Source organism: Micromonospora arida, from assembly GCF_003857035.1.
GTDB classification, from domain to species: Bacteria; Actinomycetota; Actinomycetes; order Mycobacteriales; family Micromonosporaceae; genus Micromonospora; species Micromonospora arida.
The window spans coordinates 90,357-114,576 of sequence record NZ_QGSY01000275.1 but is presented as its reverse complement, the minus strand read 5'-3'; the positions used below and the strand labels follow the sequence as shown (position 1 = coordinate 114,576).

Below are 24,220 nucleotides of genomic sequence, written 5' to 3'. Positions count from 1 at the left end.
TCAGTGTCCCCGGCCCGCCCGGGCACGCCAGTCGTCCAGGGCGGTGCCGGCGAGGCGAGCACCGTCGGCCGGGACGAGCGAGCGTTCGCCCAGCTTGGCGCCGAAGTACCGGGCGTCGGGGTCGGCCACCACCGAACGACGGTCCTGTTGGTCGGCGAGGAGGGATCGGCCCAGTTCGTCGAGGCGGAACTGCTCCGGCCCGGCGACCTCGACCACGGAGTTCGTCGGCGCGCCGAGCGCCACCTCGGCGACCGCGGCCGCGACGTCGTCCGCGGCCATCGGCTGAATGAGCACCGGCGCGAGGTGCACGGTGTCGCCGTCCGTGGCGGTGTCGACGATGCCCTTGAGGAACTCGAAGAATTGGGTGGCGTGCACCACCGAGTACGGGAGTCCGGACGCGACGATGAGCTTCTCCTGGGCTACCTTCGCGCGCATGTACCCGCTGTCCGGGATCCGGTCGCACCCCACGATGGAGAGCGCCACGTAGTGGTTCACCCCGGCGTCCGACGCGGCGGCGAGGAGCGTCCGGGTCGAGGTCTCGAAGAACTCCAGTACGGCGGCGTCCTCGAACGACGGCGAGTTCGACACGTCGACGACGACCTCGGCGCCGGTGAGCGCGTCGGCCACACCCTCCCCGGTGAGGGTGTTCACGCCGGTCTTCGGCGATGCCGGCACCGCCTCGTGGCCCTGGGCGCCGAGGCGGTCCACGAGCTTGGAACCGATGAGGCCGCTGCCCCCGATGACGACGATCTTCATGGTCGAACCACGTCCTGTCTGCACTGGGTTGGGTCGTGCTGCCAACCAGTAAGACGGAAAGCGTGCGCGGATGCAGGACAATCGCCGGAGAACAGTTCGACGGAGATCAGGAGGTCGACGTGGCCACGGTGTCCCACCCGGTGTTCGCTCGGGTCTACGAGCGGCTCAGCGTCGCCATGGACCGCGCTGGCACGGCGGCCTTCCGGCGGGAGCTGGTCGCCGGCCTGTCCGGCCGGGTGATCGAGATCGGTGCGGGCAACGGGCGAATGTTCGCCCACTACCCGCCGGGGGTGACCCAGGTCCTCGCTGTCGAACCGGAGCGGCGTCTGCGTGCCGCTGCCGAGCGCGCCGCGTCAACCGCGCCGGTTCCGGTCACGGTCGTCGACGGTCTGGCCCAGGCGCTGCCCGCCGCAGACGGCGAGTTCGACGCGGCCGTGGTCGCGTTGGTGTTGTGCACCGTGCCCGACCAGGCGAGCGCGTTGGCCGAGATCAGCCGGGTGCTGCGCCCCGGAGGCCAGGTGCGGTTCTTCGAGCACGTGGCCGCCGAGGAGGCCAGCGGTCTGCACCGCGCCCAACGACTCCTCGACGCCACACTGTGGCCGAAGCTGTTCGCCGGCTGCCACACCAACCGCGACACCGTCGCCGCCATCGGCGCGGCCGGCTTCGAGGTGCAGGAACTGCGCAGGTTCCGTTTCCCGGCCACCAGCAACAGCCCCTCCTCCCCCTGCGTCCTCGGCCGCGCGGTCAGGCCGGCCTGACCGCGCCGTCGATCGCAGCGCTCACCGGCGGGGCAGCCCGGCCAGCCAGACGTCCAGCTCCGTTGGGGAGCGAAGTAACACCACGGGCGGCGCGGACGGGTCGGCCTGCCAGGCCCGCATCCGCCGTCGGGCCCGGCCGAACGCGGTGACGTGCCACACCAGGATCGAGTCCGGGGACAGCACACTGCTCAGCGACTCACGGTTGCCGTTGCAGATCACCTCGCCGGTCACCACCCGGCGGACGGTGCGGCGGAGCAACCGCCCGAACGACAGCCATCGTGGATAGTCCAGGCCGACGACCAGGTCGGCGCGGGCCATCGGGACGTCCCGCCAGCCGTGGTACGCCCCGTCGATGATCCAGCGGTCCCGTCGGCAGATCTCCTCGATCCGGCTGCGCTGCTGGGCGACCGGCACCTCGACCCAGCCCGGTTGCCAGAGCAGGTCGTCCACCGGATACCACTGCAGTCCGAGGTGTTCGGCCAACCGCGCCGCGAGGGTGGACTTGCCGGAGCCGTACACCCCGTAGACCAGGATGCGACGCGGTGCGCTCATCGCGGCAGCGTACGTCGTGAAGGAAAATCAGTTGTCGTGCCTGGCGCGGCTCGGCCAGAGTGACATCCATGACGTACTGACGGACTCCACCCCCTGCTCCGCGCCACCGGTGATGCCTCCCGGGGGCCGTGACGCCGTCCGCTTTCACGTTCGCAGCCAGAGATGAGCCTCCTTGTCCCAGCACCACCTCCCTCGGGAGCCCCTGCCCCCGTCCGCCCCGGCCACCGTCACGGTGTTCGCCTCTCCCGCGAGTTGGATCGAGTCCGATGCGCTCGCACAGTGCCAACAGGTCGCCGCCCTGGACGGCATGCGGCACGTCGCCGCGATGCCGGACCTGCATCCCGGCAAGGGTGCGCCCATCGGCGCGGCCATGGCGTCGACAGTGCTGTACCCGTTCCTGGTGGGCTCCGACATCGGCTGCGGCATCGCCGTGTTTCCGATCAAGCTCAAGCGGGCCGTACCGGAACGGCTCGCCGCCCGGTTCCCCGACCTCGACCAGGCGCTCGACCCGGTGCGCGACGCCGACGACCCCGCCTGGGCCGCCGTCGACGGTGACGTTCCGGCCGGTCACCTGGACGGCCTCGGGACGGTGGGCCGCGGCAACCACTTCGTGGAACTGGCCCGCGTCGACACCGTCTTCGACGTACGGCACGCAGGCCGACTCGGACTCGACGCGGGCGATCTCGTGCTGATCGTGCACAGCGGTTCCCGTGGTCTGGGCGAGCGGATCCTGCGGGCGCACACCGAGGTCCACGGCGCCGGGGCGGCGCCCGACCCCGCCGCCTACCTGGGTATGCACGACGACGCCGTGCGTTGGGGTTCGCTCAACCGCCGGGTGCTGGCCGCCCGGGTGGCACACGCGTTGGGAGCCGCGCCCACCGCGCCGATCGTCGACCAGTGCCACAACCTGGTCGAGGTCCGGGACGGGATCTACCTGCACCGCAAGGGCGCGGCGCCGGGTGACGGGCGGGATGTCCTCATCGCCGGTACCCGGGGAACGTCGTCCTACCTGGTGGCCGCGCACGCCGGGCCGGAGGCCAACCATTCGGTGGCACACGGTGCCGGCCGCAAGATGTCGCGCGCCGACGCCCTGCGGCGGGGCCGGGCCAAGCACACTGTCGAGGAGCTACGCCGCACCCCGGTGGGTTCGCTGGTGGTGTGCGGTGACCGGCAGTTGCTCTTCGAGGAGGCGCCCACGGCGTACAAGCGCATCGAGCAGGTGATCGCCGATCTGGTCGAGCACCGGCTGGCCACACCGGTGGTCAGCACGACGCCCCTGGTCACCTACAAGACGCCCGACCTCGGGTCCGCCGCACGCTCGGAGCGGCGGGGCCACCGCGGCCGGCGAGGCCGCTCGTGACCACGTCCCTGCTGTTGTCGGCCGGGCGTGGGCCGCAGGAGTGCGCCTGGGCACTGAGTCAACTGCTGCACCGTCTGCGGGGCGAGTGCGTCCGCCGAGGTCTGACGATCCAGCAGGTCGAGGCGGTGCCCGGTGACCGCGCCGGCACCTACCGGTCGGTCCTGATCCGGATCTCCGGCGTCGACGCCGAGGCGTTCGCCGCCTCGTGGACCGGGACGCTGTGCTGGCAGGCCCCGAGCCCGTACCGGTCGGGCACCGGCCGGAAGAACTGGTACGTCACCGCCCAGCCGCCCGAACGCGACGCCCCGCCGACGACGTTTCGCGAGGCGGACGTCGACATTGTCGCCTGCCGCACCGGCGGGCCGGGTGGTCAGCACCGGAACAAGGCCAGCACGGCGGTACGCGCAACGCACCGCCCATCCGGCCTGGTGGTCGTGGTGGACGAGGAACGGCAGTTCAGCCTCAACCGCCGGATCGCCCTGGACCTGCTGCGCCAACGCATCGAGCAGGGTGACGAGGCGGCGCGGCGTGCCGTCACCACCGCCCGGTGGCGCATCCACGACGGGCTGGTTCGCGGCGATCCGGTGCGGGTGGAACGTCCGACGCCCCGGTGACCGGGAGGCTAGCGACTCAGACCTCCAGCACCGCGTCCGCGAATGCCTGCGGCGCCTCCTGCGGCAGGTTGTGCCCGACACCGCCCCCGACGGTCCGGTGCTCGTACGGGCCGGCGAACTGCTTGCCGTAGACGGTGGGATCCAGGTGCGGCGCACCGTTGGCATCGCCCTCCAGCGAGATGCTGGGCACCGTGATCTTCGGCTTCGCGGCCAGCCGCTCCTCGATCTCCTCGTACTGCGGCTCGCCGTCGGCGAGGGCCAGCCGCCAGCGGTAGTTGTGGATGACGATGTCGACGTGGTCGGGGTTGTCGAACGCCGCCGCGCTGCGGTCGAACGCCGCGTCGTCGAACGCCCATTGGGGGGACGCGGTGCGCCAGATCAGCTTGGCGAAGTCGCGCCGGTTCTTGTCGTACCCTTCCCGACCGCGCTCGGTGGCGAAGTAGTACTGGTACCACCACGCGAACTCCGCCTTCGGCGGCAACGGGACCGTGCCCGACTTCTGCCCGTCGATCAGGTAACCGCTCACCGAGACCAGACCCCGGCAGCGTTCGGGCCACAGCGCGGCGACGACATCGGCGGTCCGTGCGCCCCAGTCGAACCCGGCGAGCTTCGCGGTGCCGATGTTCAGGGCGTCCATCAGGGCGATGAGGTCGAGCCCCATGGCCGCCGGTTCACCGTTTCGCACGGTGTCGTCGGAGAGGAACCGGGTCGTGCCGTAGCCCCGCAGGTACGGGACGACGACCCGCTGACCGGCGGCCGTGAGCAGCGGCATGACGTCGGCGAAGCTGTGGATGTCGTAGGGCCACCCGTGCAGGAGGATCACCGCGTCCCCGTCGGGCGGCCCGGCGTCCACGTATCCGACGTTCAGGACTCCGGCGTCGACCTGTCGCAGGTCAGTGAACCCGCCAGTGGCCCTTGCCATCGACTTCTCCCCGCTTCCGGACCTGCTCGGATGTGCCGATCAGGCCCGAATCTAGCGAGCCGCCCGGAGCCTGCGCGCCGTTCACGAAAGGACCGCTGGACGGAGGCAGAGCTGGGTACGATGCCCGTCCGCGATGGAGGTCGTGGGGCCGTAGCCGGATGACCGTAGGGTGATGGCATGGCTGAGCGACCTCTGACCCTGATGGCGGTACACGCCCACCCCGACGACGAGGCGACGAGCACCGGCGGCGTCCTTGCCCGCTATGCCGCCGAGGGGGTCACCACCGTGCTGGTTACCTGCACCGACGGGCGATGTGGGGACGGCCCGGGTGGGGTCAAGCCGGGCGAGGAGGGGCACGACCCGGCGGCCGTGGTGGCGATGCGCCAGGCCGAGTTGGAGGCCAGCTGCGCCACGCTGAAGGTCACCCACCTGGAGACGCTCGGGTACGCCGACTCCGGGATGATGGGCTGGCCCACCAACGACCTGCCCGGCGCGTTCTGGACGACACCGGTGTCCGAGGCGGCGGCCCGGCTCGCCGAGCTGATTCGGCAGTACCAGCCGGACGTGATCGTCACGTACGACGAGAACGGTTTCTACGGCCACCCGGACCACATCCAGGCCCATCGGATCACCATGGCCGCCGTCGAGCAGACGGACGTCCCGGCGAAGGTCTACTGGACCACGGTGCCGGTTACGGCGTTCGCGGAGTTCGGCCGGATCATGAAGGAGCTCGGCGTCGAGTGGGCCGAGCCGGACGCGGCGACGGAGCCGGGGCCGCAGCTCGGCCTGCCCGACGACGAGATCACCACCTGGGTCGACACGAGCAAGTACGGCGCGCAGAAGTTCGACGCACTGGCCACGCACGCCAGTCAGACCGAGAACATCTTCTTCCTGCAACTGGGCCAGGAACGGTTCACCGAGCTGATGGGCGTGGAGACCTTCGTGGGGGTCCGGGACCGGACGGGCGCGCCGACCCCCGAGGACGACCTCTTCGCCGGTCTGCGCTGATCACTCTTCCGTAGCGCCACCAGGCATCGTCGGCCACCGGACCGACGATGCCTGCGGCGTGCGCCGCGATGACCTCACCAAGCGAACCGGCCGCCGGTCGCCGGTCGCCGGTCGCCGGTCGCCGGTCGCCGGTCGCCGAAAGTTTCGACCGCTGGCCACTCAGCGCTGGGCAGGTCATGTGATGAATTTCCGGAAGTTTTCAGCGTTGACGCCCAGACATCGATCGGCTTAACGTTTCGAGCAAGTTTCCGGTTTCCGGCCGGAACTACCGGCGCCACCCGACCCAATCAGCTTCCCGCCCGTCAACACCGAACCCTCACCTCCTAGATCGACATCTATCTATTGATCGTCTGGAAGGGCAGGCACATGAAGTTAAGACAGTGGTCGACCGTCGGCCTGGTCGCCGTCGCGACCATCGCCACGCTGAACACGGTGCCGGCGACCGCGAGTCGACCGTACGACCCCACGACGCAGAGCCTCGGCACCCTCGGCCTGCGCCATGGCCTGCACGTCGGCACCGCGGTCAGCATGGACGCCCTCAACGACGCCAGCGACCCGCAGTACCGCAAGCTGGCCTCCTCCGAATTCGCCTCGGTCACCGCCGAGAACGTGATGAAGTGGGAGAGCCTGGAGCCCACCCGCGGCACCTACAACTGGGGTCCGGCCGACGAGTTCGTCGACTTCGCCAAGCGCAACCGGCAGAGCGTGCGCGGTCACGTGCTGGTCTGGCACAACCAGTTGCCCGCCTGGTTGACCAGCGGCGTCGCCGACGGCTCCATCAGCAAGCAGGAGTTGCGCGAGCTGCTGCGCAAGCACATCACCACCGTCGTGAACCGCTACAAGGGCAAGATCTGGCAGTGGGACGTGGTCAACGAGGCGGTCAGCGACCCGTGGGACACCCCGTCGACCCTGCACTACAAGGGCTTCTGGGCGCAGAACCTCGGGCCCGGCTACATCGCCGACGCGTTCCGCTGGGCGCGGGCCGCCGACCCCAAGGCCCTGCTGTTCTACAACGACTACAACATCGAGGCGTTCGGCTCGGGCAACCCGGCGGACGACAAGACCCAGTTCGTGTACGACATGACCAAGAGCCTGCGCGCCCAGGGCGTCCCGATCGACGGTGTCGGCGCCCAGGGCCACCTGGGCACCCAGTACGGCAACTTCGACACCCTCCAGGTGACCGCCGCGCTGAAGAAGTTCAGCGGGCTCGGCGTCGCGACCGCGTTCACCGAGGTCGACGTCCGCAGCCAGCTGACGGAGGGCGTCCAGGCCGGCAACTCGGAGGAGATCAACCCCCGGCTACAGGCGTCGGCCGCAAACTTCAGCGTGCTGATGAAGGCGTGCCTCGCGGTGCGGAGCTGCCTGTCGTACACGGTCTGGGGTTTCAGTGACAACCATTCGTGGGTGCCGGGCTGGTTCGACGACCCGCCGGAGGGCCTGGCCACCATCTACGACGAGAACTACCAGCCCAAGCGGGCGTACCAGGAATTGAAGTCCGACCTGATCTTCGCAGGGCCGCCGTACGTCCTGCCCCGCATCGCACCCAAGCCCCGCCGTTGACGCCGAGGGCCGTGTGGAGCTTCCCGAAGCTCCACACGGCCCGTGTGCCACCACGGACGTCGACGTTCGACTCACGTTCGGTGGTTCCATCGCGCCATCCGGACGCCATCGGAGGGCTGGTGCCGGATCTGCCGGTTTATTGATGGTGTTGGTGTCACTATGGCAGGCGTGGGAACTGCGAAAACTGCCATGCCTGCGATCTCGCCGCTCACCGGCGATCCCATCAAGCGGGCCGATGCCGAACGGCTAGCGGGGGTGCTGAAGGCCTTCGCCGATCCGGCGCGACTCCGGTTGCTCAGCCTGATCCAGTCCGCGCCGGAAGGTGAGGCGTCCGTGAGTGACCTCACTGCGGCGCTCAATCTCTCCCAGCCGACGGTGAGTCATCACCTTCGGATCCTCACCGAGGCCGGCCTACTCGAACGCGACAAGCGCGGGGTCTGGGCGTACTACCGCCTGGTGCCCGCCGCGATCGCGCAGATCGCCGACCTGTTGACGCCGCCCCGGAAGCGGGCGACGAAGAGGGCCCGCTGACCGGCCCGGAAGGCCGGCTCGTCACATCCGCTCCACCGTGCGGATGCCGAGCAGGTGCAGCCCCTGCCGCAGGGTCCGGGCGGTCAGCTCGGCCAGCAGCAGCCGGCTCTCCCGCAGCTCATCCGGGGCACGCAACACCGGGCAGCGTTCGTAGAACGCGTTGAACGCGGTCGCGAGTCGGTGCAGGTAACCGGCGAGCTGGTGAAACTCGAGACTCCGCTCCAGCTCGCCGACCACAGCGGCGAAGCCGAGCAGCTCGACCGCGAGCGCGCGCTCCGCCGGCTGCGCCACCACGATGGGCGCGTCCGGCCGCACGGCGGTCCCGGCCCGCCGCAGCACGGACCGGATCCGGGCGTACGCGTACTGGAGGTAGGGAGCGGTGTTGCCGTCCAACGCCAACATCCGCTCCCAGTCCAGGACGTAGTCCTTGGTCCGGTCGACGGACAGGTCGGCGTACTTGATGGCACCGATGCCCACCGCGCGGCCGATCTCGTCAGCGGTCTCGGCGGCCAGCTCCGGGTTCCTGCTCCGGGCCAGGTCGGTGGCACGGGCGACCGCCTCCTCCAACAGCCCGACCAGCTTCACCGACTCACCGGCCCGGCTGCGCAGCATCCGCCCGTCGGTGCCGAGGATGGACCCGAAGCCCAGGTGCTCAGCCCGGGCCGGTGGGCAGAGCCAGCCGGCCGCCTCAGCGACGGCGAACACCATCGCGAAGTGCTGCCGCTGCGGTAGGCCGACGACGTACAGCAGCCGGGTCGCGCCCAGCTCGCCGACGCGCTGCCGCAGTGCGGCCAGGTCGGTGGCCGGATAGCCGTACCCACCGTCACTCTTGCGCACGATCAGCGGCAACGGCTCGCCGTCCCGGCCGGTGAACCCGGGCGGAAAGACGCACTCGGCCCCACCGCTGGGCAGCAGCAGCCCCAGCCGCTCCAGGTCGTCGACGACGCCCGCGAGCAGGTCGTTGTAGGCGCTCTCGCCCCGAAAGTCGGCCCCGGACAACGTCACGTCGAGCAGGTCGTACACGGTCAGGAAGTACCGCTCGGACTGCGTCACCAGCAGCCGCCACAACCGGCGGGTCCGTTCGTCACCGCCCTGCAACGCGACCACCCGCAGCCGCGACCGTTCCTGGAACTCCTCGTCGACGTCGAACTTCACCCGGGCCGCCCGGTAGAAGGTGTCCAGGTCCCCCATCGACAGGTTCTGCGCGGCTTCGGTCTCACCGAGGTCGATCAGGTGCTCGATCAGCATGCCGAACGGCGTCCCCCAGTCGCCCAGGTGGTTGACCCGCACCACCCGGTGCCCGAGCCAGTCCAGCAGCCGCACCGCCGCATCACCGATGACTGTGGAACGGAGATGGCCGACGTGCATCTCCTTCGCCACGTTGGGCGCCGAGTAGTCGACCACCACGGTCTGCGGCGTCGCCGTCGGCGGCACGCCGAGCCGGGCGTCACCGGCCAGCCCGGCGACCAGGTCGGCCAGGGCCCGGTCGGCAACCGTCAGGTTGAGGAAACCCGGCCCGGAGACCTCCGCCGACACGCCGACGTCGTCGAGCACCGCGAGCGCCAGCACCGCCGCGGCGATGTCGCGCGGCGGCCGGCCGAGCCGCCGGGCCAGGGCCAGCGCCGCGTCGGACTGGAAGTCCGCACGCGGAGACCGCCGCACGAGCGGGTCGACCGGGCCGCCGGCCACTGCCGCGAACGCCGGTGCCAGCCGGTCCGACAACAACTTTTCAAGATCCATGAGTACGCCGATCTCGCTCGGACCCGCGCTGTCACGCGAGCCGTTGACGGGGAGATACGGGCGGACCGAGGACGACCAGCGAACGACCGGCGGCTCGATCCGCCGGTCGCAGAGAAAACAGGTCAGCGTGGGCGGGCGACGGATCGCCGGCGTCGCCGCGCACCGACCTGGACGTCACACGACAGTCCGGTGCACTGAGCGATCACGCTGGTCATGCGGGGTAGCCTAGCGGCCCGGCCGAGCGACGACATCTCAATTCCAGTGGTCCGGTCGATGCTCGGGGCGTGGTCGTTTCGTTGGACACCGGGCAGGGAACTGCCAAGGGACAGACGAGGGGTGACGATGAGCCGATACACACCACTGCCGGTGACCCGTACGCGACGCGCGCTCGCGCTGCTCCCACTGCTCGGCGCCGTCACGCTCGCCGCTGCCTGCACCACCACCGAGGATCCGCCCGGCTCGGCCCCGGCGACCACCGCACCGGCCACCACGTCGGCATCAGCGCCCCCGACAGAGCCTCCATCGCCGAGCGCGAGCACCCCGGTGACCATCCCGACCTCGGCCTTCGTCGAGTTGCCCGCCGAGCTGCGGAAGTCTCCGCGACGGACGACGCCCGTCGAGGAGGCCCTGCCGAAGCTGTGCGGCAACGAGTTCGGCACCGGCGGCCGGCAGGTCACCGCGAGCGCCGCGATGACCGTCACCTACCAGAAGGCCGGCGAGCCCTCCAGCAACGTGCCGCAGGGGATGATCCACCAGACCATCTTCACCTTCGACGGCGACGGCGCCTCGGGTTACCTGGGCCGTCTCCGCACCGCCGTGCAGGCGTGCCCCTCGTACGACCAGGCCGGAATCCGCGTCACCGTCAAGAGTCAGGCACTGCCCGGGGTCGGCGACGAGGCGTTGCTGCTGACCCGGACCTGGCCCGAGACGAGCCTGAACGGCGAACGCACCGGCGACACGGCGTCCAGCCAGATCGCGGTGGCCCGCGTCGACAGCGCGGTGACGGTCCTCGACGACCAGGGGTGGGAGGGCACCAGCGGCAACCCCGCCATCCTGGACCGAGTTGTCCGCGACGGCGTACGCACCATCGACGCCTGGCAGCGGTAATCCGCCCGCCCGCCACCGAAGCGGGGCTTCCACCGATCGGTTCGATCCTCAGTCGGATCATGGACACGCGGACGCGAGTCGCGGTCGCGCCGGAAGACTTGAGGATCTCGGTCCACTGTGGCGACCGCGACCGCGTGACGCAGCCACCCGGGCCATCAGCGTTGGTCGGTGGAGGAGGTCGTCATGTCGGACGGTCAGGAAACGAAGGCGCCGTGGCTCCCGCCGCGGTGGTTCATCCGACTGGCCTGGTCGGTGCACCGGGGCCTGTACCGGGTCACCGGCAGCCGGGTCGGGCTGTGGCGACCGCGCGAGCACCGGTGGGGCACGCTGCGACTGACCACGACCGGACGCCGCACCGGCCAGCAGCGCAGCGTCATTCTCGCGTACTTCGAGGACGGCCCGAACCTGGTCGGCGTGGCGATGAACGGCTGGGGTGAGGGCGCCCCTGCCTGGTGGCTCAACCTTCGGGCGCACCCGGACGCGTCAGCCGATCTGGTCGACGGACGGCGGCTGGTGCGTGGCCGCGTCGCCACCGACGACGAGCGGACACGACTGTGGCCACGCTGGCGCGAGGCCGACAAGAACTTCGACGCCCATGCTGCGCGGCGATCGTCCGAAACGACAGTGGTGGTGCTGGAGCCCAGATCGGAGGGCGACTCCCCAACGTCGTGATGCGCTGCCAGGCCGGGAGTCAACTGCGGCGGTACGACGTCCCGAGGGCGTACACCCCGGGTGGTAGGTCCATCGGCAACTCCGGCATGACGACTCACCAGTGGTTCGCTTCCTAGGCTGCCACCCGTACCGTCACGCGACCGAGGGGATCCACGATGTCCATCAGTCACCTGCTCGCCGCCGCCGTCGTCGCGCCGCTCGGAGGAACCGAACTGGCCGCACCGACAGCCGCGCACCTCCTGGCCCAGCCGACCGCCGCCGCTGCTCTCTCCATGAGTTCCGGGCGCCTCGGCGCCAGTGCGGCCGTCCTGCTGGGGCTGGTCGGCACCATCATCGGAGGACTGGCCCTGGCCCGTCCCGCGAGTCGGCTCGGTACCGGCTCGGGAAGCCGCGGAGCCGTCCTGGCCCTGGCGACGGGGGTGATCGGCGTGGCGCTCGGCGGGCTGGTGGTGGCCACCTCCGACAGTGGCATCGGCACGGGCAACGGGCGAGGCGGGGCCTATGTGGCGCTGGTGGTCGGACTGGCCGGCGTGGTGCTCGGCGGGCTGGCCCTGCTTCGCGCTCGCCGCACCGGCCGCCTGGCGGGCTGACCCTGACCGGTCCCGGCGTGGGATCGGCCGGGCTGATCTCGTTCCATCCGGAGGCTGCCCCGTCGGTGGTCGTTTCGGCCGACCAGCCGATGGTGGTGCTCAGGAGCGAGCGAGCCAACCCGGCACGGTCAGACCGGACTCGTAGGCGAGGATCACCAACTGGGCTCGGTCCCGGGCATGGGCCTTGGTCATGATCCGGCTGACATGTGTCTTGGCGGTCGCCGGGCTCAGCACCAACCGCGCCGCGATCTCGTCGTTGGAGAGGCCGGCGGCGACCAGCGTCAGCACTTCACGCTCCCGCTCGGTGAGCACGCTCAGTCGCGGCCCGGGGTCGGGATGCCTGGCCCGGGCCGCGAACTCGGCGATCAACCGCCGGGTGATCGACGGCGCGATCAGCGCGTCACCCCGGGCCACCACCCGCACTCCGTGGATCAACTCCGCTGGCTCGGTGTCCTTGACCAGGAAGCCGCTGGCACCGGCCCGCAGCGCGTCGTAGACGTAATCGTCCAGGTCGAACGTGGTCAGAATGATGACGCGAGCATCGGAGTTCGCGACGATCTCACCAGTGGCGGCCAGGCCGTCGAGCCCGGGCATCCGGATGTCCATGAGGACGACGTCGGGTCGCAGTTGCCGGGCCAGCCGCACCGCTTCGAATCCATCGGCAGCCTCGCCGACCACCTCGAGACCGTCCTCACCGTCGAGGATGGACCGGAAGCCGGCGCGTACGAGGGTCTGGTCGTCGACGAGAAGCAGCCGGATCACGCCTGCTCCCCCACCGGTGCCGGGTCAGGTCGCATCGGCAGACGGGCGCAGACCCGGAAGCCCCCGTCCGGCTGCGCGCCAGTGGTCAACGAACCGCCGAGTGCCCGTGCCCGCTCCCGCATTCCGCGGATCCCGCTGCCCGGCGAACCCGGCTGGCCGGTGCCGTCGTCCTCGACCTCCACGAGCACGTCGTCGTGATCGGGCCGGACCCGGACCACCGCGGTGGTGGCACGCGCGTGACGCGCCACGTTGGTGAGCGCTTCCTGGACGATCCGATACACCGCCAGATCGACCTCCGGCGGTAGCGACCGCGTCTCGGCCAACTCGGTGCGGATTTCCAACTCCGGCCGGGCGGCTGTCCTGATCAGATCACCGAGGCGGTTCAGGCCAGGTGCGGGCGCGACCGCCGGGGCCTGGCGCAGTGCGCCCAGCGTCGCGCGCAGCTCACTCAACGTCTCCTTGCTGGTCTGTTTGATCGCGGTGAGGGCCTGCTCGGACCGGACCGGGTCGGGTCGGTGCAACGCGGCGCTGGCCTGCACGTTGATCAACGACAGGTGGTGGCCGAGCACGTCGTGCAACTCCCGGGCAATGCGCAGCCGCTCCTCGGTGGCCCGTCGCCGGGCCTCCTCCTCCATCCGCTGCTCGGCGACGACCGCTCGGGCCTGCGCCTCGGCGAGGTAGGCGCGGCGGTTGCGGGTCACGCCGACGATGACCGCGACGAGCCAACCGGCGTGCAGCAGGGTCGCCCCGTTCATGGAGTTCGGGGACCGGTTGTAGCTGTCCGCCACGGCGAAGGCGATCACCGAGGCGAGACCGAGCCCGATGGCGACCGCGAGATATCCCTCGTCGACGACGGTGTAGAGCGCCACAACGAACACCAACATGATCGGGCCGGGCCGGTGCAGCAACGCTCCGTACGCGCCGATGGCAGCCAGCGCCACGACGCCCACCAGCACCGGGTGGCGGCGGCGGACGTACAGCGCGCCGGTGGAGAGCAGCACCGCCAGCAGCGCCGCCCATTCGGCGGCGGCGTCGATGCCGCGCGACTGCACCACCAGGCCCGTGACGGCGACCAGACCCACGGCGGGCACCAGGGCCACGTCCGCCGTCCGGCCCCGCCACCCTGACATGGGCCGAAGCCTAGCCTCCCGCGATCCAGCGGGAGAAGGTCCGACTGGACGGTTCAGGTGTGCCGGTGGCCCTCGGCCAGGTTCGCGTCGTAGCCGGCGGCCTGGAGGGCGAACAGTTCGGCGTACCGGCCGCCGGTGGCGACGAGGTCGGCGTGTGTGCCGGCCTCGACGAGCCGGCCGTGGTGCAGGACGAAGATCCGGTCGGCGTGCCGGACGTTGGCGAGCCGGTGCGTGATGAGGATCGTGGTGGCACGACCTCTCCGGTCCCGGATGGTCTGGAACAGGGCGTCCTCGGCGCGGGGGTCGAGCGCGGAGGACGGCTCATCCATGATCAGCAGCTCGGCGTCGCGCAGGAACCCGCGAGCCGCGGTGATGCGCTGCCACTGCCCACCGGAGAGGTCCTGGCCTCGCGCGAAGGTCCGGTCGAGCAGCGTCTCGTACCCGTGCGGAAGTTCATTGATCATGTCGTGGGCGACGGCGCGGCCGGCGGCGGCCTCGATGCGATCCTGCCGGGCCTCGCTGTCGACGTCGCCGATGGCGATGTTCGTGGCCGCGGTGAACGGCCACTTGTGGTATTCCTGCGTCACCACCGCGATCCGGGCGCGCAGCCCGTCGACGTTCCAGTCCGACAACGGGCGGCCGTTCCACTCGATACTGCCCTCGCTGGGGACGCGAAGGCCGGCGATCATCGCGGCGAGGGTCGTCTTTCCCGAGCCGTTCTCCCCGACGAACGCGACAGTCTGCCCGGCGGTGATCGTCAACGTCACGCCGTCGACGGCGGGGTCGTCCCGATCGGGGTAGCGCAGGCTCACCTCGTTGACGGTCAACTCCCGCAGCCGCTCAGGATCGGCCGCGGCAACGGACCCGGTGCTGGTCGGCAGGTAGGCGTCGGCGCGGGTCATGAACCCGGTGTAGTCGCCGAAGTGCTGCCCCTCGGTGTAGACGTGGTCGACCTGAAAGGTGGCGATGGCCAGGGACCGCTGCGCGGACTGCACCGCGATGACGCAGGTCGCCGCGGCGGCGAGCGGGATCTGCCCGTCGAGGAGCAGCAACCCGAGCAGGGCGTAGACGGTGCCGGTCGCGAGGCCACCGACGACGGCTCCGACCGTGGTGGTCGTGGTGACCCGCCGGGCGAGGGCAAGCTGGATGTCGGTCTCCACCTGCATCACCCGGTCGTACTGGTCGAGCAGGAACCGGCGCAGCCCGTAGGAGCGCAACTCCGGGGCCGAGGCACGTTCGGCCATCAACTTGTGCAACAGCCACAGTCGACGTCGACGCACCGATCCGGCGGTGTACGTCTGGTAGCGCAGATGCCCGGCCCGCAACGACGCCCACGCATTGGGCACCGTGGCGACCAGCAGCGCCAGCAGCAGCAGCGGGTGGATGATGACGACGGCGGCCGCCACGGCGAGCAGCCCGGCCAGCCCGGCGAGCAGGTTCATCGACGCCTGCACCAGCCCGATCGTCGACTCGGTGCCGCGCGAGGCGCGTTCCATGTCATCGGCGAACGCGTCGGCGTCGAACGCCTCCAACCGGACCGCTGTGGACACCTCGAACAGGCCCCGCTCCACCTCACGGCTCACCCGGGGCGTCAACCCGTTCTGCGCGTACCCGGTGGCGATGCCCATCCCGGCGCGGAGCGCGACCGTCGCCGCCAGCACGGCCAACGCGGGCAGCGCCGCCCGAACCTTGTCCGCGGTCGGTCCGCCGGCGAACAGTTCCACCAACACCCGCTGCGTGGCCAACAGGCCGAAGGCGGCCATCACCCCCGCGCCGACCGTGGCCGCGGCCACCACACCGGTACGGAGCCGGTCCGCGCGCCAACTGATACCGATGGCTGTCCAGACGAGCCTGGGCAGCTCCGCGAAGACGGCGAAGACGCCGGCCTCCGCGCGCGCCCGGACCCCCGTCTCCCACCACATCTCCCGCAGTTCCGGCAGCACCGACTCGGTACGCCCCGGGCCGGGTTGGCCCGGTCGAACGCGGCGAGCCTCTGCGGTGGCGGTCTCGATCATGGTCGTACCTCCCGGGGCGGCTGCCGTCGCCGTCTCAGCCAGCGCAGGCGGATTGGCGGGTTCCTGGAGGATTGGACCACCCGGGTATAGCCCTTAGCAATTGGCCGGTCACTAATTGTCATGACTGACGTGGTGGCCGGATGCGGCGCCACTGCATCGCGTCGGACGCCCGTGCCATGATCGCGCTCACCTCAGAGCAAGGAGCATGGCGGCATGGCCACGGCGATCGTTCGGGACGAGACAGCGACAGGGAAGGCCATCGACCACTGGCCGTTGACCGGGCTGCCGGAGCGCATCTCCGCTCGGGAGCTGGTCCGGCTACGCGTCCGCGAGGAGGTTGCCCGGTTCAACGCCCAGCAGTCCGAGCACTTCCGGGGATTGGTTCAGCCAACCGACACGGAGGCCACCCTGAACGGCTACCGGGTCACCTCGGGCCGGCGGCTCGACTGGGAGCAGCAGGCGGATGCCGCCTGTAAGGCCTTCGCCCGCAACGGCTTCCTGCTGCTGGTCGGGCACCGCCAGATCGAGGACCTCGACGAGGAGATCGATCTGCTGGCCGACCCGGACGTGGCGTTCGTACGGCTCGTCCCGCTGGTGGGTGGCTGACATGGCTGACTGGGCAGCGCTTCTCCCCGTCCTGACCGAGGCGGACCGACGTCGGGTGGAGTTCAGTCTCGCCGAGGCGGACGCTCGAATCAGGGCCGTCCTGCACGCCGCCAGCACTTACCACTGGCGGTACTCGGTGACCAACGTGCCGGAGTGGAGCGCGGTCGAGACGTGGCCCGTCGAGCTACGCCGTAGCGCCGCCCTGGCCATGCACCTGGAGTCGGCGACCAGTTCGACTCCCACCGCGCTCAACGATGTGGTGCGGAGCCTCGCCGACGGCGAGCTGCCCTGGACGCGGGAGGATCTCGTCTGGTGCCTGGAGGTCTGCGCACGCGGCGAGTGCTACGACAACGGGGCGCACCTGGAGTTACCGGCCGTGGTCGCCGCGCGCCTGGCGCCGGCCGAGTTGGCCGACCTGGTGCCTGCCCTCGACGCCCTCGTCAGCGAACTGGTCGGTGACCATTTCGTCGCAGTGGAGCCTCGACGACGCGCTGTCCTCCTGATCGGTGCGGGCCTCGATCGTGCCACCGGCCGGAGTGTGCCGTCCTGGCTGCTCCACGACGGAGACGGGTTCGGGCCGCTCGCCCGCGCCAAGTTGGGTGTCGTCCTCGCCGCGCCGGGCGTGCCGGAGTTGCTGGCGCACTGCGCCTCGTTGGAGAAGCCGACAGCGCCAGCGAAGTGGCAGCGCCGCGTCGACGACCTCCTCGCCACCGCGCCGGGCGGCACCGCGGCCGTGCAATCGATCCTGGAAGCATTCGCCGCCTACGGTGTCCCCCTGCACGACGACACCGACCGCCTCCTACGCGGCCTGGTCTGGGCGCTGTCGCGCCAGCCGGACGAGCGGGCGACGGACCTGTTGGCGCGGGTGACCGCCGCCGCGGCGGCGGCGCCACGACAGTCGCCGGGCTTCCCCCATGCCCAGAAGACGGCGGTGGCGGCCATTCAGCTGCTCGCGGGACGCGACGGCGAGGCGCCGTTACGCACGCTGGCGAGGCTGGCGGTCACGGTCCGGAACAAGGCGGTGCAGAGCCGCGTCCAGACCGCACTGGCCACCCTCGGGGCGCTGCGCGGGTGGTCGCTCAACGAGGTGATGGAGCTCGCCGTCGACGACCACGGGCTCGCCCCCGACGGTCGACTGTGCACAGGGGTCGGGCCGTACGAGGCGGCGGTCGAGGTGATCGGCGAAAAGGCGCGCCTGACCTTCTCGCGTGACGCCGTCGCGCTCAAGGGCGTTCCGGCTGCGGTGAAGCAGGCGTACGGTGGCGAACTCCAGCGACTGCGTGACCTCGCCAAGAGTGTCGGCGCGACGCTGTCCGGCGAGCGCCAGCGGGTGGAGGGGCTGCTGTCCGAGGAGCGCATCTGGTCGTACTCGGACTGGTCGGCCCGATACCTCGAACACCCGATCACCGCGACCTACGGGCGGCGGTTGGTGTGGGAGACCAGCAGCGACGGCCACCGGTGGACGGCGGGCCTGCCCCGACGCGACAGCGACGGTTGGACGATCGCCGACCTGGAGGGTCGGGCCGCCCCGGGGGATCAGGTCAGGCTCTGGCATCCCGTCCGCGCGACGACGGACGAGGTCCTCGCCTGGCGGGAGCACGTCCTCGCCACCGGTCTGACGCAGCCGTTCAAGCAGGCCTTCCGAGAGGTCTACCTGCTCACGCCCGCCGAGGAACGGACGCACACCTATTCCAACCGGTTCGCCGCGCACATCCTGCGCTACCGGCAGGCGAACGCGCTCGTCCGCGCCCGTGGCTGGCAGGCCGGATACCTCGGCACCTGGGACGGCGGCTACGAGAGCGAAGCCACAAAGCCCTTCGGCGGTGGTATGTGGCGGGCATCGTTCCACCACCAACTGGTCGCCAACACGGATGAACGCCGCCACGACGTCGAGTTCTGCTCCACCGACCAGGTCCGCTTCGCCCAACGCGACGGCGCGACCTGGCAACCGACGCCGGTCGTCGACGTGCCACCGCTGGTGTTCAGCGAGGCCATGCGGGACGTGGACCTGTTCGTCGGCGTCACCTCGATCGCCAGTGACCCGCAGTGGGCCGATCGCGGCGAGGATCGCTTCCACGCCTACTGGCACAGCACTGCCGTCGCGGAGCTGACCCCGTCGGCGCAGGTGCGCAAGGACGCACTGGCTCGGCTGCTGCCCCGCACGAACATCGCCGATCGGGTGCGCCTTTCCGAACGGTACCTGCACGTCCGCGGCACCATCCGCAGTTACCGGATCCACCTCGGGTCCGGCAACATCATGATGGAGCCCGACGACGCCTATCTCTGCATCGTCGCGGCGCGCGACCGCACAGGCCGGCTGCACCTGCCCTTCGACGACGACCCCATGTTGTCGACGATCCTGTCCAAGGCGTTCATGTTGGCCGCCGACGACACGATCACCGACACCACTGTGCTCGGGCAGCTCGCCAGATGACCGGGAAGCCCAGTGATCAATCCTTCGCCAGGACGTCGAGCCGCGCTCGCAGCGCCGTGGCGATCTCGCCCGCCGCGACGATCTGATCCGGGGTGAGGGCGTCGACGAAGAGCTCCCGGATGGCGCGCAGGTGGGGAAAGGTGGCTCCGCTGAACGCCTCGGCGCCGGCCGCCGTGAGCAGCACCTCCGACCCGCGGGGAACCGTGGCGCACTCCTGGCGGCGGATCAGGCCGCGCCGCTCCATCCGCCCGAGGTGGTGGGAGAGTCGGCTCCGCTCCCACCCGATGTGCGAGGCGAGTTCGGACGACCGCATCGCCTGGCCCTCCGCCTCGCTGAGGGCGAGGAGCACGGAGTAGTCCCCGGTCGAGAGCGAGGAGTCGCCCTGTAGTCGGGATTCGAGCCGGGAGCCGAGCGCTGCCGTCGCCTCGATGAAGTCCCGCCAGATTCGCAGCTCGTCGGCGGTCGGGAGCTGTCGTCCGCCCCGCCGGCCGGGTGTGGCCTCCGTCATCTCACTCTCCCGGGAATTGACGTGTCAATCGTCAAGTTAGCATCATTGACACGTCAACCGGTAGGTCCGCTCCCGTGGGCCGGCGGCGGATTGCACGGAGGAGGAGACGATGGCAGCTGCAGACTTCGAGCTGGGGCTCAACTCGTTCGGGGAGGTGGCCACCGACGGCGACCGGGTTCTGAGCGACGCCGAGACCGTACGGCTACTCGTGGACGAGGCACGGCTCGCGGAGTCGGCCGGACTCGATGTGTTCAGCGTCGGTGAGCACTACCGCGAGGGCCACAACGACTCGGCCACACCCGTACTGCTGGCCGCGGCCGCGACGGCGACCGAGCGAATTCGCCTCGGCACCTCGGTCACCGTGCTCAGCACCAACGACCCGGTACGGCTCTACCACGAGTTCTCCACCCTCGACGCCGTCTCCGACGGTCGCGCCCAGATTGTCCTCGGCCGCGCATCCGCTACCGAGTCGTTTCCGCTGTTCGGTTACGACCTGGCCGACTACGAGCGGTTGTTCGAGGAGAAGCTGGACCTCTTTCTGCGGCTTCAGCAGGACGAACCGGTCACCTGGTCCGGGTCGGTACGAACCCCACTGACAGCGCAGCGGCTGCACCCACGGATGCAGCCGGGCGGCATCCCGACCTGGATCGGTGTCGGGGGAAGCCCAAATTCGGTCATCCGCGCCGCCCGGCACGGACTTCCGCTCATGCTCGCGATCATCGGCGGGCGCCCCCAGCGCTTCGCCGGCCACGTCGACCTCTACACCAGGGCGCTCGAACAATTCGGGCATACCCTGCAGCCAATCGGGCAGCACTCACTCGGCCTTGTCGCAGACACCGACGAGGAGGCGGTGGAGACGTGGTGGCGATACTGGCAGCCGGTCGTGGCGGCCTTGGCCGCCGAACGCGGCTTCTACAAACCAGACCGCGCGCGCTACGAGGCCGAAATCGACCACGGGGCGCTCTTCGTCGGATCGCCCGAGACGGTGGCGCAGAAGATCGCCAAGGTCGCTCGCGACCTGCGACTGAGCCGCTTCGACCTGAAGTACGACATCATGCACCTGCCCCGCGAGGCACGCGCGCGCACCATCCAACTGCTGGGCAGTGAGGTCGCGCCGCGGGTCCGGGAGCTGCTGGCTAAGGAGCCCAACCATGTCTGATCTGCTGTTCGGCCTGGACACCTTCGGCGACGTACCGCAGGACGACGCCGGCAAGCTCGTCTCCCACGCGGCGGCGATCCGGCAGGTCGTCGACGAGGCCGTGCTCGCCGACCAACTCGGGGTCGACGTCATCGCCCTGGGCGAGCACCACCGGCCGGAGTACTCGGTCTCCACGCCGGAGACGGTGCTGGCCGGAATCGCCACCCGCACCTCGCGGATCCGGTTGGCCTCCGGCGTGACCGTGCTGAGTTCGGACGACCCGGTACGGGTGTTCCAGCGCTTCGCCACAGTGGACGCGCTCTCGAACGGCCGAGCCGAGGTCATCCTCGGTCGCGGCTCGTTCACCGAGTCGTTCCCGCTCTTCGGCTACGACCTGCGCGACTACGACACGCTGTTCGAGGAGAAGATCGAACTGTTCGTCAAGTTGCTGGACGAGAAGCCGGTCACCTGGAGCGGCACCCTACGTGCCCCACTGGAGAACGCCGACGTGTTCCCGAAGACCGAATCGGGCCACCTGGACACCTGGGTCGGTGTGGGTGGCTCGCCGCAGTCGGTCGTCCGCACCGCTCAGTACGGGCTGCCACTCATGCTCGCCATCATCGGCGGCGCCCCCGAGCGCTTCGCGCCCTACATCGACCTGTACCGCCGGGCGGCCGATCAGCTCGGTACCACCGCGCACCCGGTCGGCATGCACTCGCCGGGCTTCATCGCCGACACCGACGAGCAGGCCAAGGAGATCTACTGGCCGCACTACCGGATCATGCGAGACCGGATCGGCAAACTGCGGGGTTGGCCCCCGATCCGCCGTCCGGAGTTCGACTCCGAGGTGGAGAACGGCTCCCTCTACATCGGTTCACCGGAGACGGTGGCCCGCCGGATGGCCCGTGCGATCCGCAGCCTCGGCGTCGGCCGGTTCGACCTCATCTACTCGGCCGGAGCGCAGCCGGCCAGCGCCCGGATGCGCGCCGTGGAACTCTACGGCTCGAAGGTGATCCCCATGGTCCGCGAACTGCTGGCCTGATCAGCACTTTCCAAGCGAGAGGACGACATGAACGACAACGACCGGAGCCGGCCTGCGACCCTCGGCATCCTCGGGGCCGGCAAGGTGGGCACGGTGCTCGCCCGGCTCGCCGTCGCCGCCGGCTACCGGGTACGGGTGGCCGGCTCCGGCGACCCGGCGAAGATCGCCCTCACCGTCGAGGTCCTCGCCCCGGGGGCCGAGGCCACGACGGCGGTCGACGCGGCGGCCGACGCCGACGTCGTCATCCTCGCCCTACCCCTGGGCAAGTACCGCAGCGTTCCCGCCGACGCGTTGCGCGGCAAGCTCGTCGTCGATGCCATGAACTACTGGTGGGAGATCGACGGCATCCGCGACGACCTCACCAACCCGCGTACCTCGTCGAGCGAGACCGTCCAGGCGTTCCTGTCCGGCTCACGCGTCGTGAAGGCCTTCAACCACATGGGCTATCACGACCTGGAGGACGAGGCCCGGCCGGCGGGGGCGACCGGCCGCAAGGCCATCGCGATCGCCGGCGACGACAACGCCGACCTCACCGAGGTCGCGGCCCTGGTGGACGCGCTCGGCTTCGATCCGGTCGTCGCCGGCCCGTTGGCCGAGGGGGTACGACTCGAGCCGGGCAGCGAGTTGTTCGGCGCCAACGTGAGCGCCGACGAGGTACGCGCCATGCTCGACCGCTTCGGAGAGTCGGAGCGGGGACGGATCATCACCGCTGCCCGAGCCTCGACCTCGCCCGAGGCTGCCTAAGCGTCGAACGCCGCCCGCGGTTCGAGGCGCTGGCCCACGGCGTACTGCTCGTCGAAGCCGGTCGGGCCCAGCGCCTCGGTCGCGGCGGCGCGCATCCTGGCCAGGTCCGCCGCGTCGTCCGGGTCCGGCACCTGGCCGAGTGCCGCGAACGCGGCATCGGCGACGCCGATCATCCGGGCCGCGCGGGAGTGGTCCCCGTCGGCGGTCGCGAGCGCGGCACCCGCGACGCAGACGTACGGCACGAAGTCGGCCCAGCGGTTGCGGAACACCCGCTCGCGGTTCTCGGCGAACAGCGTTCGGGCCACGTCCAGGTTGCCCAGCCCCAACTCGCAGAACGCGAGGTTGTGGAATTCGGAGTTGACCGTCTTGGGTTGGCCGAGCGCCTCGTTGAGCGCGATGCTCTCCCGGTACAGGTCCCGAGCGCGGAGCAGGTCACCGGACATCCTCGCCACGCCGGCCAGCACGTGCCTCGGTCGTTCCTCCAGGGCCCGGTCGCCGGAGCGCAGCGCCACCGCGAGGGCCTCCCGGGCCCGTGCCTCGCCCCCCGGCAGGTCACCGCCGCGAATGGCGACCCGGGCGAGGCTGTACCGGGCCTCCACCTCGCCCACCAGGTCACCGGCCGCCTGGGCGCGCTCGATCTCGGCCTCGCTCATCCGCACCACGGCGTCGGTCTCGCCACGCCGGAAAGCCGAGCGGACGTTCTCGCTGAAGGTCACAGGTCTTCCTCCTTCTGGCCGGTCGCGCCGGTCAGGCCGCCTGGAACACGGTCCAGGTCTCCACGAGCGTGAAGCCCATCGCCTCGTAGAGCGGGCGACCCATCGGGCTGGCGTGCAGGTACGCTGCGTCCGCGCCGGCGGCGACGCCGTCGCGCAGCGCCGCCTCGGTGAGCGCCCGGCCCAGGCCGCGACCCCGGGCGGACGGTACGACGGCGATGTTGAACACCCCGATCACGCCGGGTGTGCGCATTCCGAGCCCGGTGCCGACGGGGCTGCCAGCCTCCTCAGCCATATACCCGGTGATGGCGTCGGTATCGAGCACCGCGCCGCCCATCAGCGGGCCGAAAACGCCGTCGGGCGCCTCGAAGCTCCGGGTGAGGGCGTCGGTGTACCTGTCGCTCTCGGCGGCTCCGACCCGGCGGACCATCGCCTGCTGGGTCGAGCCGGCCCGGAACACGATGTCGTCGGTGGCGCAGGCCATCAGGGGGAGGTCGCCGCGTCCGCGTAGCCCGTGCCGGGCCGCCAGTTCGGCGACCTCGTCGCTCGCCGCACCGCGAATGATGATCGACCAGTGCGGTGTCTGCCGGCTGACCTCGGTCGCCAACTCGTCGATGGCCGCGAGATCCGGCTCGGTGGCCGTTTCGAGGACCCCGTTGAGTGTCGGAACGCTGGCGTGGGTGAGCCCCGCACGGGCGGTGCCCCGCTCGGCGTACCAGCCCTTCGGCGTCACCCGGCAGAGCAGTTGGATCGCGTCGAAGTACGCCGTCGCCATCTGGTCGGCGGTGGTGCTCATGTCTGGTTCCCCCGGAACGCTCGCTCGCCCTCGTCCGGCAACTTAGCCACCGGGCGGGCTGCTGAGCACCTTCGAGAGGCCGAGGTCACCCCGCAGCGGCACCTCACCGGCAGGAGGGCGGTCCTCGAACGATCAGGAATCGAGAAGCTCGGGAGCGCCGCC

Annotated in this window: 24 protein-coding genes; 14 read left to right on the top strand and 10 right to left on the bottom strand. The window is 70.6% G+C overall.

The window, feature by feature from the left end:
- The gene (locus DLJ58_RS27940; RefSeq protein WP_124860703.1) at positions 1-756 is read right to left on the bottom strand and encodes an SDR family oxidoreductase; all 756 of its coding nucleotides are present in this window, start codon (positions 754-756) and stop codon (positions 1-3) included.
- A 119-nt stretch (positions 757-875) separates the two neighbouring features.
- On the opposite strand from DLJ58_RS27940, the gene DLJ58_RS27935 reads away from it, so the two are divergent.
- Positions 876-1,514: a class I SAM-dependent methyltransferase gene (locus DLJ58_RS27935; protein WP_244219156.1), complete on the top strand. Its 639-nt coding sequence runs from the start codon at positions 876-878 to the stop codon at positions 1,512-1,514.
- A 21-nt stretch (positions 1,515-1,535) separates the two neighbouring features.
- Here DLJ58_RS27935 and DLJ58_RS27930 read toward each other — a convergent pair whose 3' ends face one another.
- Positions 1,536-2,066 (bottom strand): AAA family ATPase, encoded by a 531-nt coding sequence (locus DLJ58_RS27930; RefSeq protein WP_124860701.1) that lies wholly within the window; start codon positions 2,064-2,066, stop codon positions 1,536-1,538.
- Between the two features lie 172 nt (positions 2,067-2,238).
- On the opposite strand from DLJ58_RS27930, the gene DLJ58_RS27925 reads away from it, so the two are divergent.
- Together DLJ58_RS27925 and prfH are read left to right on the top strand one after the other, a co-directional pair.
- A complete protein-coding gene (locus DLJ58_RS27925) occupies positions 2,239-3,426 on the top strand; it encodes an RNA ligase RtcB family protein (RefSeq protein WP_124860699.1) in 1,188 nt (395 codons plus the stop codon).
- Positions 3,423-4,040: a peptide chain release factor H gene (gene prfH / locus DLJ58_RS27920; RefSeq protein WP_124860697.1), complete on the top strand. Its 618-nt coding sequence runs from the start codon at positions 3,423-3,425 to the stop codon at positions 4,038-4,040. The genes DLJ58_RS27925 and prfH overlap by 4 nt, the downstream gene beginning before the upstream one ends.
- A 16-nt stretch (positions 4,041-4,056) precedes the next feature.
- On the opposite strand, the gene DLJ58_RS27915 is transcribed toward prfH, so the two are convergent.
- Positions 4,057-4,962: an alpha/beta fold hydrolase gene (locus tag DLJ58_RS27915; RefSeq protein ID WP_124860695.1), complete on the bottom strand. Its 906-nt coding sequence runs from the start codon at positions 4,960-4,962 to the stop codon at positions 4,057-4,059.
- 177 nt (positions 4,963-5,139) lie between these two features.
- Between DLJ58_RS27915 and DLJ58_RS27910 the strand changes: the two genes are divergently transcribed.
- From DLJ58_RS27910 to DLJ58_RS27900, 3 genes are all read left to right on the top strand, one after another.
- On the top strand, positions 5,140-5,970 hold the full coding sequence (locus DLJ58_RS27910; RefSeq protein WP_124860693.1) for a PIG-L family deacetylase: 831 nt from the start codon (positions 5,140-5,142) through the stop codon (positions 5,968-5,970).
- A 366-nt stretch (positions 5,971-6,336) separates the two neighbouring features.
- Entirely contained in the window at positions 6,337-7,530 is a 1,194-nt protein-coding gene (locus DLJ58_RS27905) for an endo-1,4-beta-xylanase (RefSeq protein WP_124860691.1), read from the top strand.
- Between the two features lie 189 nt (positions 7,531-7,719).
- Complete coding sequence (locus DLJ58_RS27900) at positions 7,720-8,061, top strand: ArsR/SmtB family transcription factor (protein WP_112585316.1); 342 nt, start codon at positions 7,720-7,722, stop codon at positions 8,059-8,061.
- Between the two features lie 21 nt (positions 8,062-8,082).
- Here DLJ58_RS27900 and argS read toward each other — a convergent pair whose 3' ends face one another.
- Positions 8,083-9,801, bottom strand: a complete 1,719-nt coding sequence (argS, locus tag DLJ58_RS27895; protein ID WP_124860689.1) for an arginine--tRNA ligase — start codon at positions 9,799-9,801, stop codon at positions 8,083-8,085.
- A gap of 342 nt (positions 9,802-10,143) precedes the next feature.
- On the opposite strand from argS, the gene DLJ58_RS27890 reads away from it, so the two are divergent.
- The 3 genes from DLJ58_RS27890 (at position 10,144) to DLJ58_RS27880 (ending at position 12,170) form a co-directional block, all read left to right on the top strand.
- The gene (locus tag DLJ58_RS27890; protein ID WP_124860687.1) at positions 10,144-10,908 is read left to right on the top strand and encodes a hypothetical protein; all 765 of its coding nucleotides are present in this window, start codon (positions 10,144-10,146) and stop codon (positions 10,906-10,908) included.
- A gap of 183 nt (positions 10,909-11,091) precedes the next feature.
- Positions 11,092-11,580 (top strand): nitroreductase/quinone reductase family protein, encoded by a 489-nt coding sequence (locus tag DLJ58_RS27885; RefSeq protein ID WP_124860685.1) that lies wholly within the window; start codon positions 11,092-11,094, stop codon positions 11,578-11,580.
- Positions 11,581-11,735: 155 nt separating this feature from the next.
- A complete protein-coding gene (locus DLJ58_RS27880) occupies positions 11,736-12,170 on the top strand; it encodes a DUF6223 family protein (RefSeq protein WP_124860683.1) in 435 nt (144 codons plus the stop codon).
- Between the two features lie 99 nt (positions 12,171-12,269).
- On the opposite strand, the gene DLJ58_RS27875 is transcribed toward DLJ58_RS27880, so the two are convergent.
- From DLJ58_RS27875 to DLJ58_RS27865, 3 genes are read right to left on the bottom strand one after another with little or no spacing between them, the layout of a single operon-like run.
- Complete coding sequence (locus DLJ58_RS27875) at positions 12,270-12,932, bottom strand: response regulator (protein ID WP_124860681.1); 663 nt, start codon at positions 12,930-12,932, stop codon at positions 12,270-12,272.
- Positions 12,929-14,062, bottom strand: coding sequence for a sensor histidine kinase (locus tag DLJ58_RS27870; RefSeq protein ID WP_124860679.1), 1,134 nt, complete (start codon positions 14,060-14,062; stop codon positions 12,929-12,931). Before DLJ58_RS27870 ends, DLJ58_RS27875 begins: the two co-directional genes overlap by 4 nt.
- A 53-nt stretch (positions 14,063-14,115) precedes the next feature.
- Positions 14,116-15,984, bottom strand: coding sequence for an ABC transporter ATP-binding protein (locus DLJ58_RS27865; RefSeq protein ID WP_124860755.1), 1,869 nt, complete (start codon positions 15,982-15,984; stop codon positions 14,116-14,118).
- Between the two features lie 306 nt (positions 15,985-16,290).
- Here DLJ58_RS27865 and DLJ58_RS27860 point away from each other — a divergent pair, with 306 nt between their 5' ends.
- Positions 16,291-16,683 carry a hypothetical protein gene (locus DLJ58_RS27860; protein WP_091401103.1) on the top strand — a complete coding sequence of 131 codons (393 nt, stop codon included), beginning with the start codon at positions 16,291-16,293 and terminating at the stop codon, positions 16,681-16,683.
- A 1-nt stretch (position 16,684) separates the two neighbouring features.
- Positions 16,685-19,117, top strand: a complete 2,433-nt coding sequence (locus DLJ58_RS27855; RefSeq protein WP_124860677.1) for a DUF4132 domain-containing protein — start codon at positions 16,685-16,687, stop codon at positions 19,115-19,117.
- 16 nt (positions 19,118-19,133) lie between these two features.
- On the opposite strand, the gene DLJ58_RS27850 is transcribed toward DLJ58_RS27855, so the two are convergent.
- A complete protein-coding gene (locus DLJ58_RS27850; protein ID WP_124860675.1) occupies positions 19,134-19,625 on the bottom strand; it encodes a MarR family winged helix-turn-helix transcriptional regulator in 492 nt (163 codons plus the stop codon).
- 109 nt (positions 19,626-19,734) lie between these two features.
- On the opposite strand from DLJ58_RS27850, the gene DLJ58_RS27845 reads away from it, so the two are divergent.
- The 3 genes from DLJ58_RS27845 to DLJ58_RS27835 are packed head-to-tail and all read left to right on the top strand — an operon-like array spanning position 19,735 to position 22,549.
- Positions 19,735-20,784: an LLM class flavin-dependent oxidoreductase gene (locus DLJ58_RS27845; RefSeq protein ID WP_124860673.1), complete on the top strand. Its 1,050-nt coding sequence runs from the start codon at positions 19,735-19,737 to the stop codon at positions 20,782-20,784.
- Positions 20,777-21,805 carry an LLM class flavin-dependent oxidoreductase gene (locus tag DLJ58_RS27840; protein WP_124860671.1) on the top strand — a complete coding sequence of 343 codons (1,029 nt, stop codon included), beginning with the start codon at positions 20,777-20,779 and terminating at the stop codon, positions 21,803-21,805. The genes DLJ58_RS27845 and DLJ58_RS27840 overlap by 8 nt, the downstream gene beginning before the upstream one ends.
- A 27-nt stretch (positions 21,806-21,832) precedes the next feature.
- Entirely contained in the window at positions 21,833-22,549 is a 717-nt protein-coding gene (locus DLJ58_RS27835) for an NADPH-dependent F420 reductase (RefSeq protein ID WP_124860669.1), read from the top strand.
- Here DLJ58_RS27835 and DLJ58_RS27830 read toward each other — a convergent pair.
- Positions 22,546-23,265, bottom strand: coding sequence for a tetratricopeptide repeat protein (locus tag DLJ58_RS27830; RefSeq protein WP_124860667.1), 720 nt, complete (start codon positions 23,263-23,265; stop codon positions 22,546-22,548). The genes DLJ58_RS27835 and DLJ58_RS27830 overlap by 4 nt on opposite strands.
- Positions 23,266-23,296: 31 nt before the next feature.
- On the bottom strand, positions 23,297-24,058 hold the full coding sequence (locus tag DLJ58_RS27825) for a GNAT family N-acetyltransferase (protein ID WP_124860665.1): 762 nt from the start codon (positions 24,056-24,058) through the stop codon (positions 23,297-23,299).
- Positions 24,059-24,220 lie beyond the last annotated feature (162 nt).

Excerpts from the sequence above, each read along its gene's own strand:
- DLJ58_RS27855 (WP_124860677.1), top strand. The coding sequence starts at position 16,685 with ATGGCTGACTGGGCAGCGCTTCTCCCCGTCCTGACCGAGGCGGACCGA.
- DLJ58_RS27835 (WP_124860669.1), top strand. The coding sequence starts at position 21,833 with ATGAACGACAACGACCGGAGCCGGCCTGCGACCCTCGGCATCCTCGGG.
- DLJ58_RS27865 (WP_124860755.1), bottom strand. The coding sequence starts at position 15,984 with ATGTGGTGGGAGACGGGGGTCCGGGCGCGCGCGGAGGCCGGCGTCTTC.
- DLJ58_RS27915 (WP_124860695.1), bottom strand. The coding sequence starts at position 4,962 with ATGGCAAGGGCCACTGGCGGGTTCACTGACCTGCGACAGGTCGACGCC.
- DLJ58_RS27940 (WP_124860703.1), bottom strand. The coding sequence starts at position 756 with ATGAAGATCGTCGTCATCGGGGGCAGCGGCCTCATCGGTTCCAAGCTC.
- DLJ58_RS27845 (WP_124860673.1), top strand. The coding sequence starts at position 19,735 with ATGGCAGCTGCAGACTTCGAGCTGGGGCTCAACTCGTTCGGGGAGGTG.
- DLJ58_RS27825 (WP_124860665.1), bottom strand. The coding sequence starts at position 24,058 with ATGAGCACCACCGCCGACCAGATGGCGACGGCGTACTTCGACGCGATC.
- DLJ58_RS27910 (WP_124860693.1), top strand. The coding sequence starts at position 5,140 with ATGGCTGAGCGACCTCTGACCCTGATGGCGGTACACGCCCACCCCGAC.
- DLJ58_RS27905 (WP_124860691.1), top strand. The coding sequence starts at position 6,337 with ATGAAGTTAAGACAGTGGTCGACCGTCGGCCTGGTCGCCGTCGCGACC.
- DLJ58_RS27860 (WP_091401103.1), top strand. The coding sequence starts at position 16,291 with ATGGCCACGGCGATCGTTCGGGACGAGACAGCGACAGGGAAGGCCATC.
- DLJ58_RS27850 (WP_124860675.1), bottom strand. The coding sequence starts at position 19,625 with ATGACGGAGGCCACACCCGGCCGGCGGGGCGGACGACAGCTCCCGACC.
- argS (WP_124860689.1), bottom strand. The coding sequence starts at position 9,801 with ATGGATCTTGAAAAGTTGTTGTCGGACCGGCTGGCACCGGCGTTCGCG.
- DLJ58_RS27885 (WP_124860685.1), top strand. The coding sequence starts at position 11,092 with ATGTCGGACGGTCAGGAAACGAAGGCGCCGTGGCTCCCGCCGCGGTGG.
- DLJ58_RS27930 (WP_124860701.1), bottom strand. The coding sequence starts at position 2,066 with ATGAGCGCACCGCGTCGCATCCTGGTCTACGGGGTGTACGGCTCCGGC.
- DLJ58_RS27900 (WP_112585316.1), top strand. The coding sequence starts at position 7,720 with ATGCCTGCGATCTCGCCGCTCACCGGCGATCCCATCAAGCGGGCCGAT.
- DLJ58_RS27840 (WP_124860671.1), top strand. The coding sequence starts at position 20,777 with ATGTCTGATCTGCTGTTCGGCCTGGACACCTTCGGCGACGTACCGCAG.
- DLJ58_RS27890 (WP_124860687.1), top strand. The coding sequence starts at position 10,144 with ATGAGCCGATACACACCACTGCCGGTGACCCGTACGCGACGCGCGCTC.
- DLJ58_RS27880 (WP_124860683.1), top strand. The coding sequence starts at position 11,736 with ATGTCCATCAGTCACCTGCTCGCCGCCGCCGTCGTCGCGCCGCTCGGA.
- DLJ58_RS27870 (WP_124860679.1), bottom strand. The coding sequence starts at position 14,062 with ATGTCAGGGTGGCGGGGCCGGACGGCGGACGTGGCCCTGGTGCCCGCC.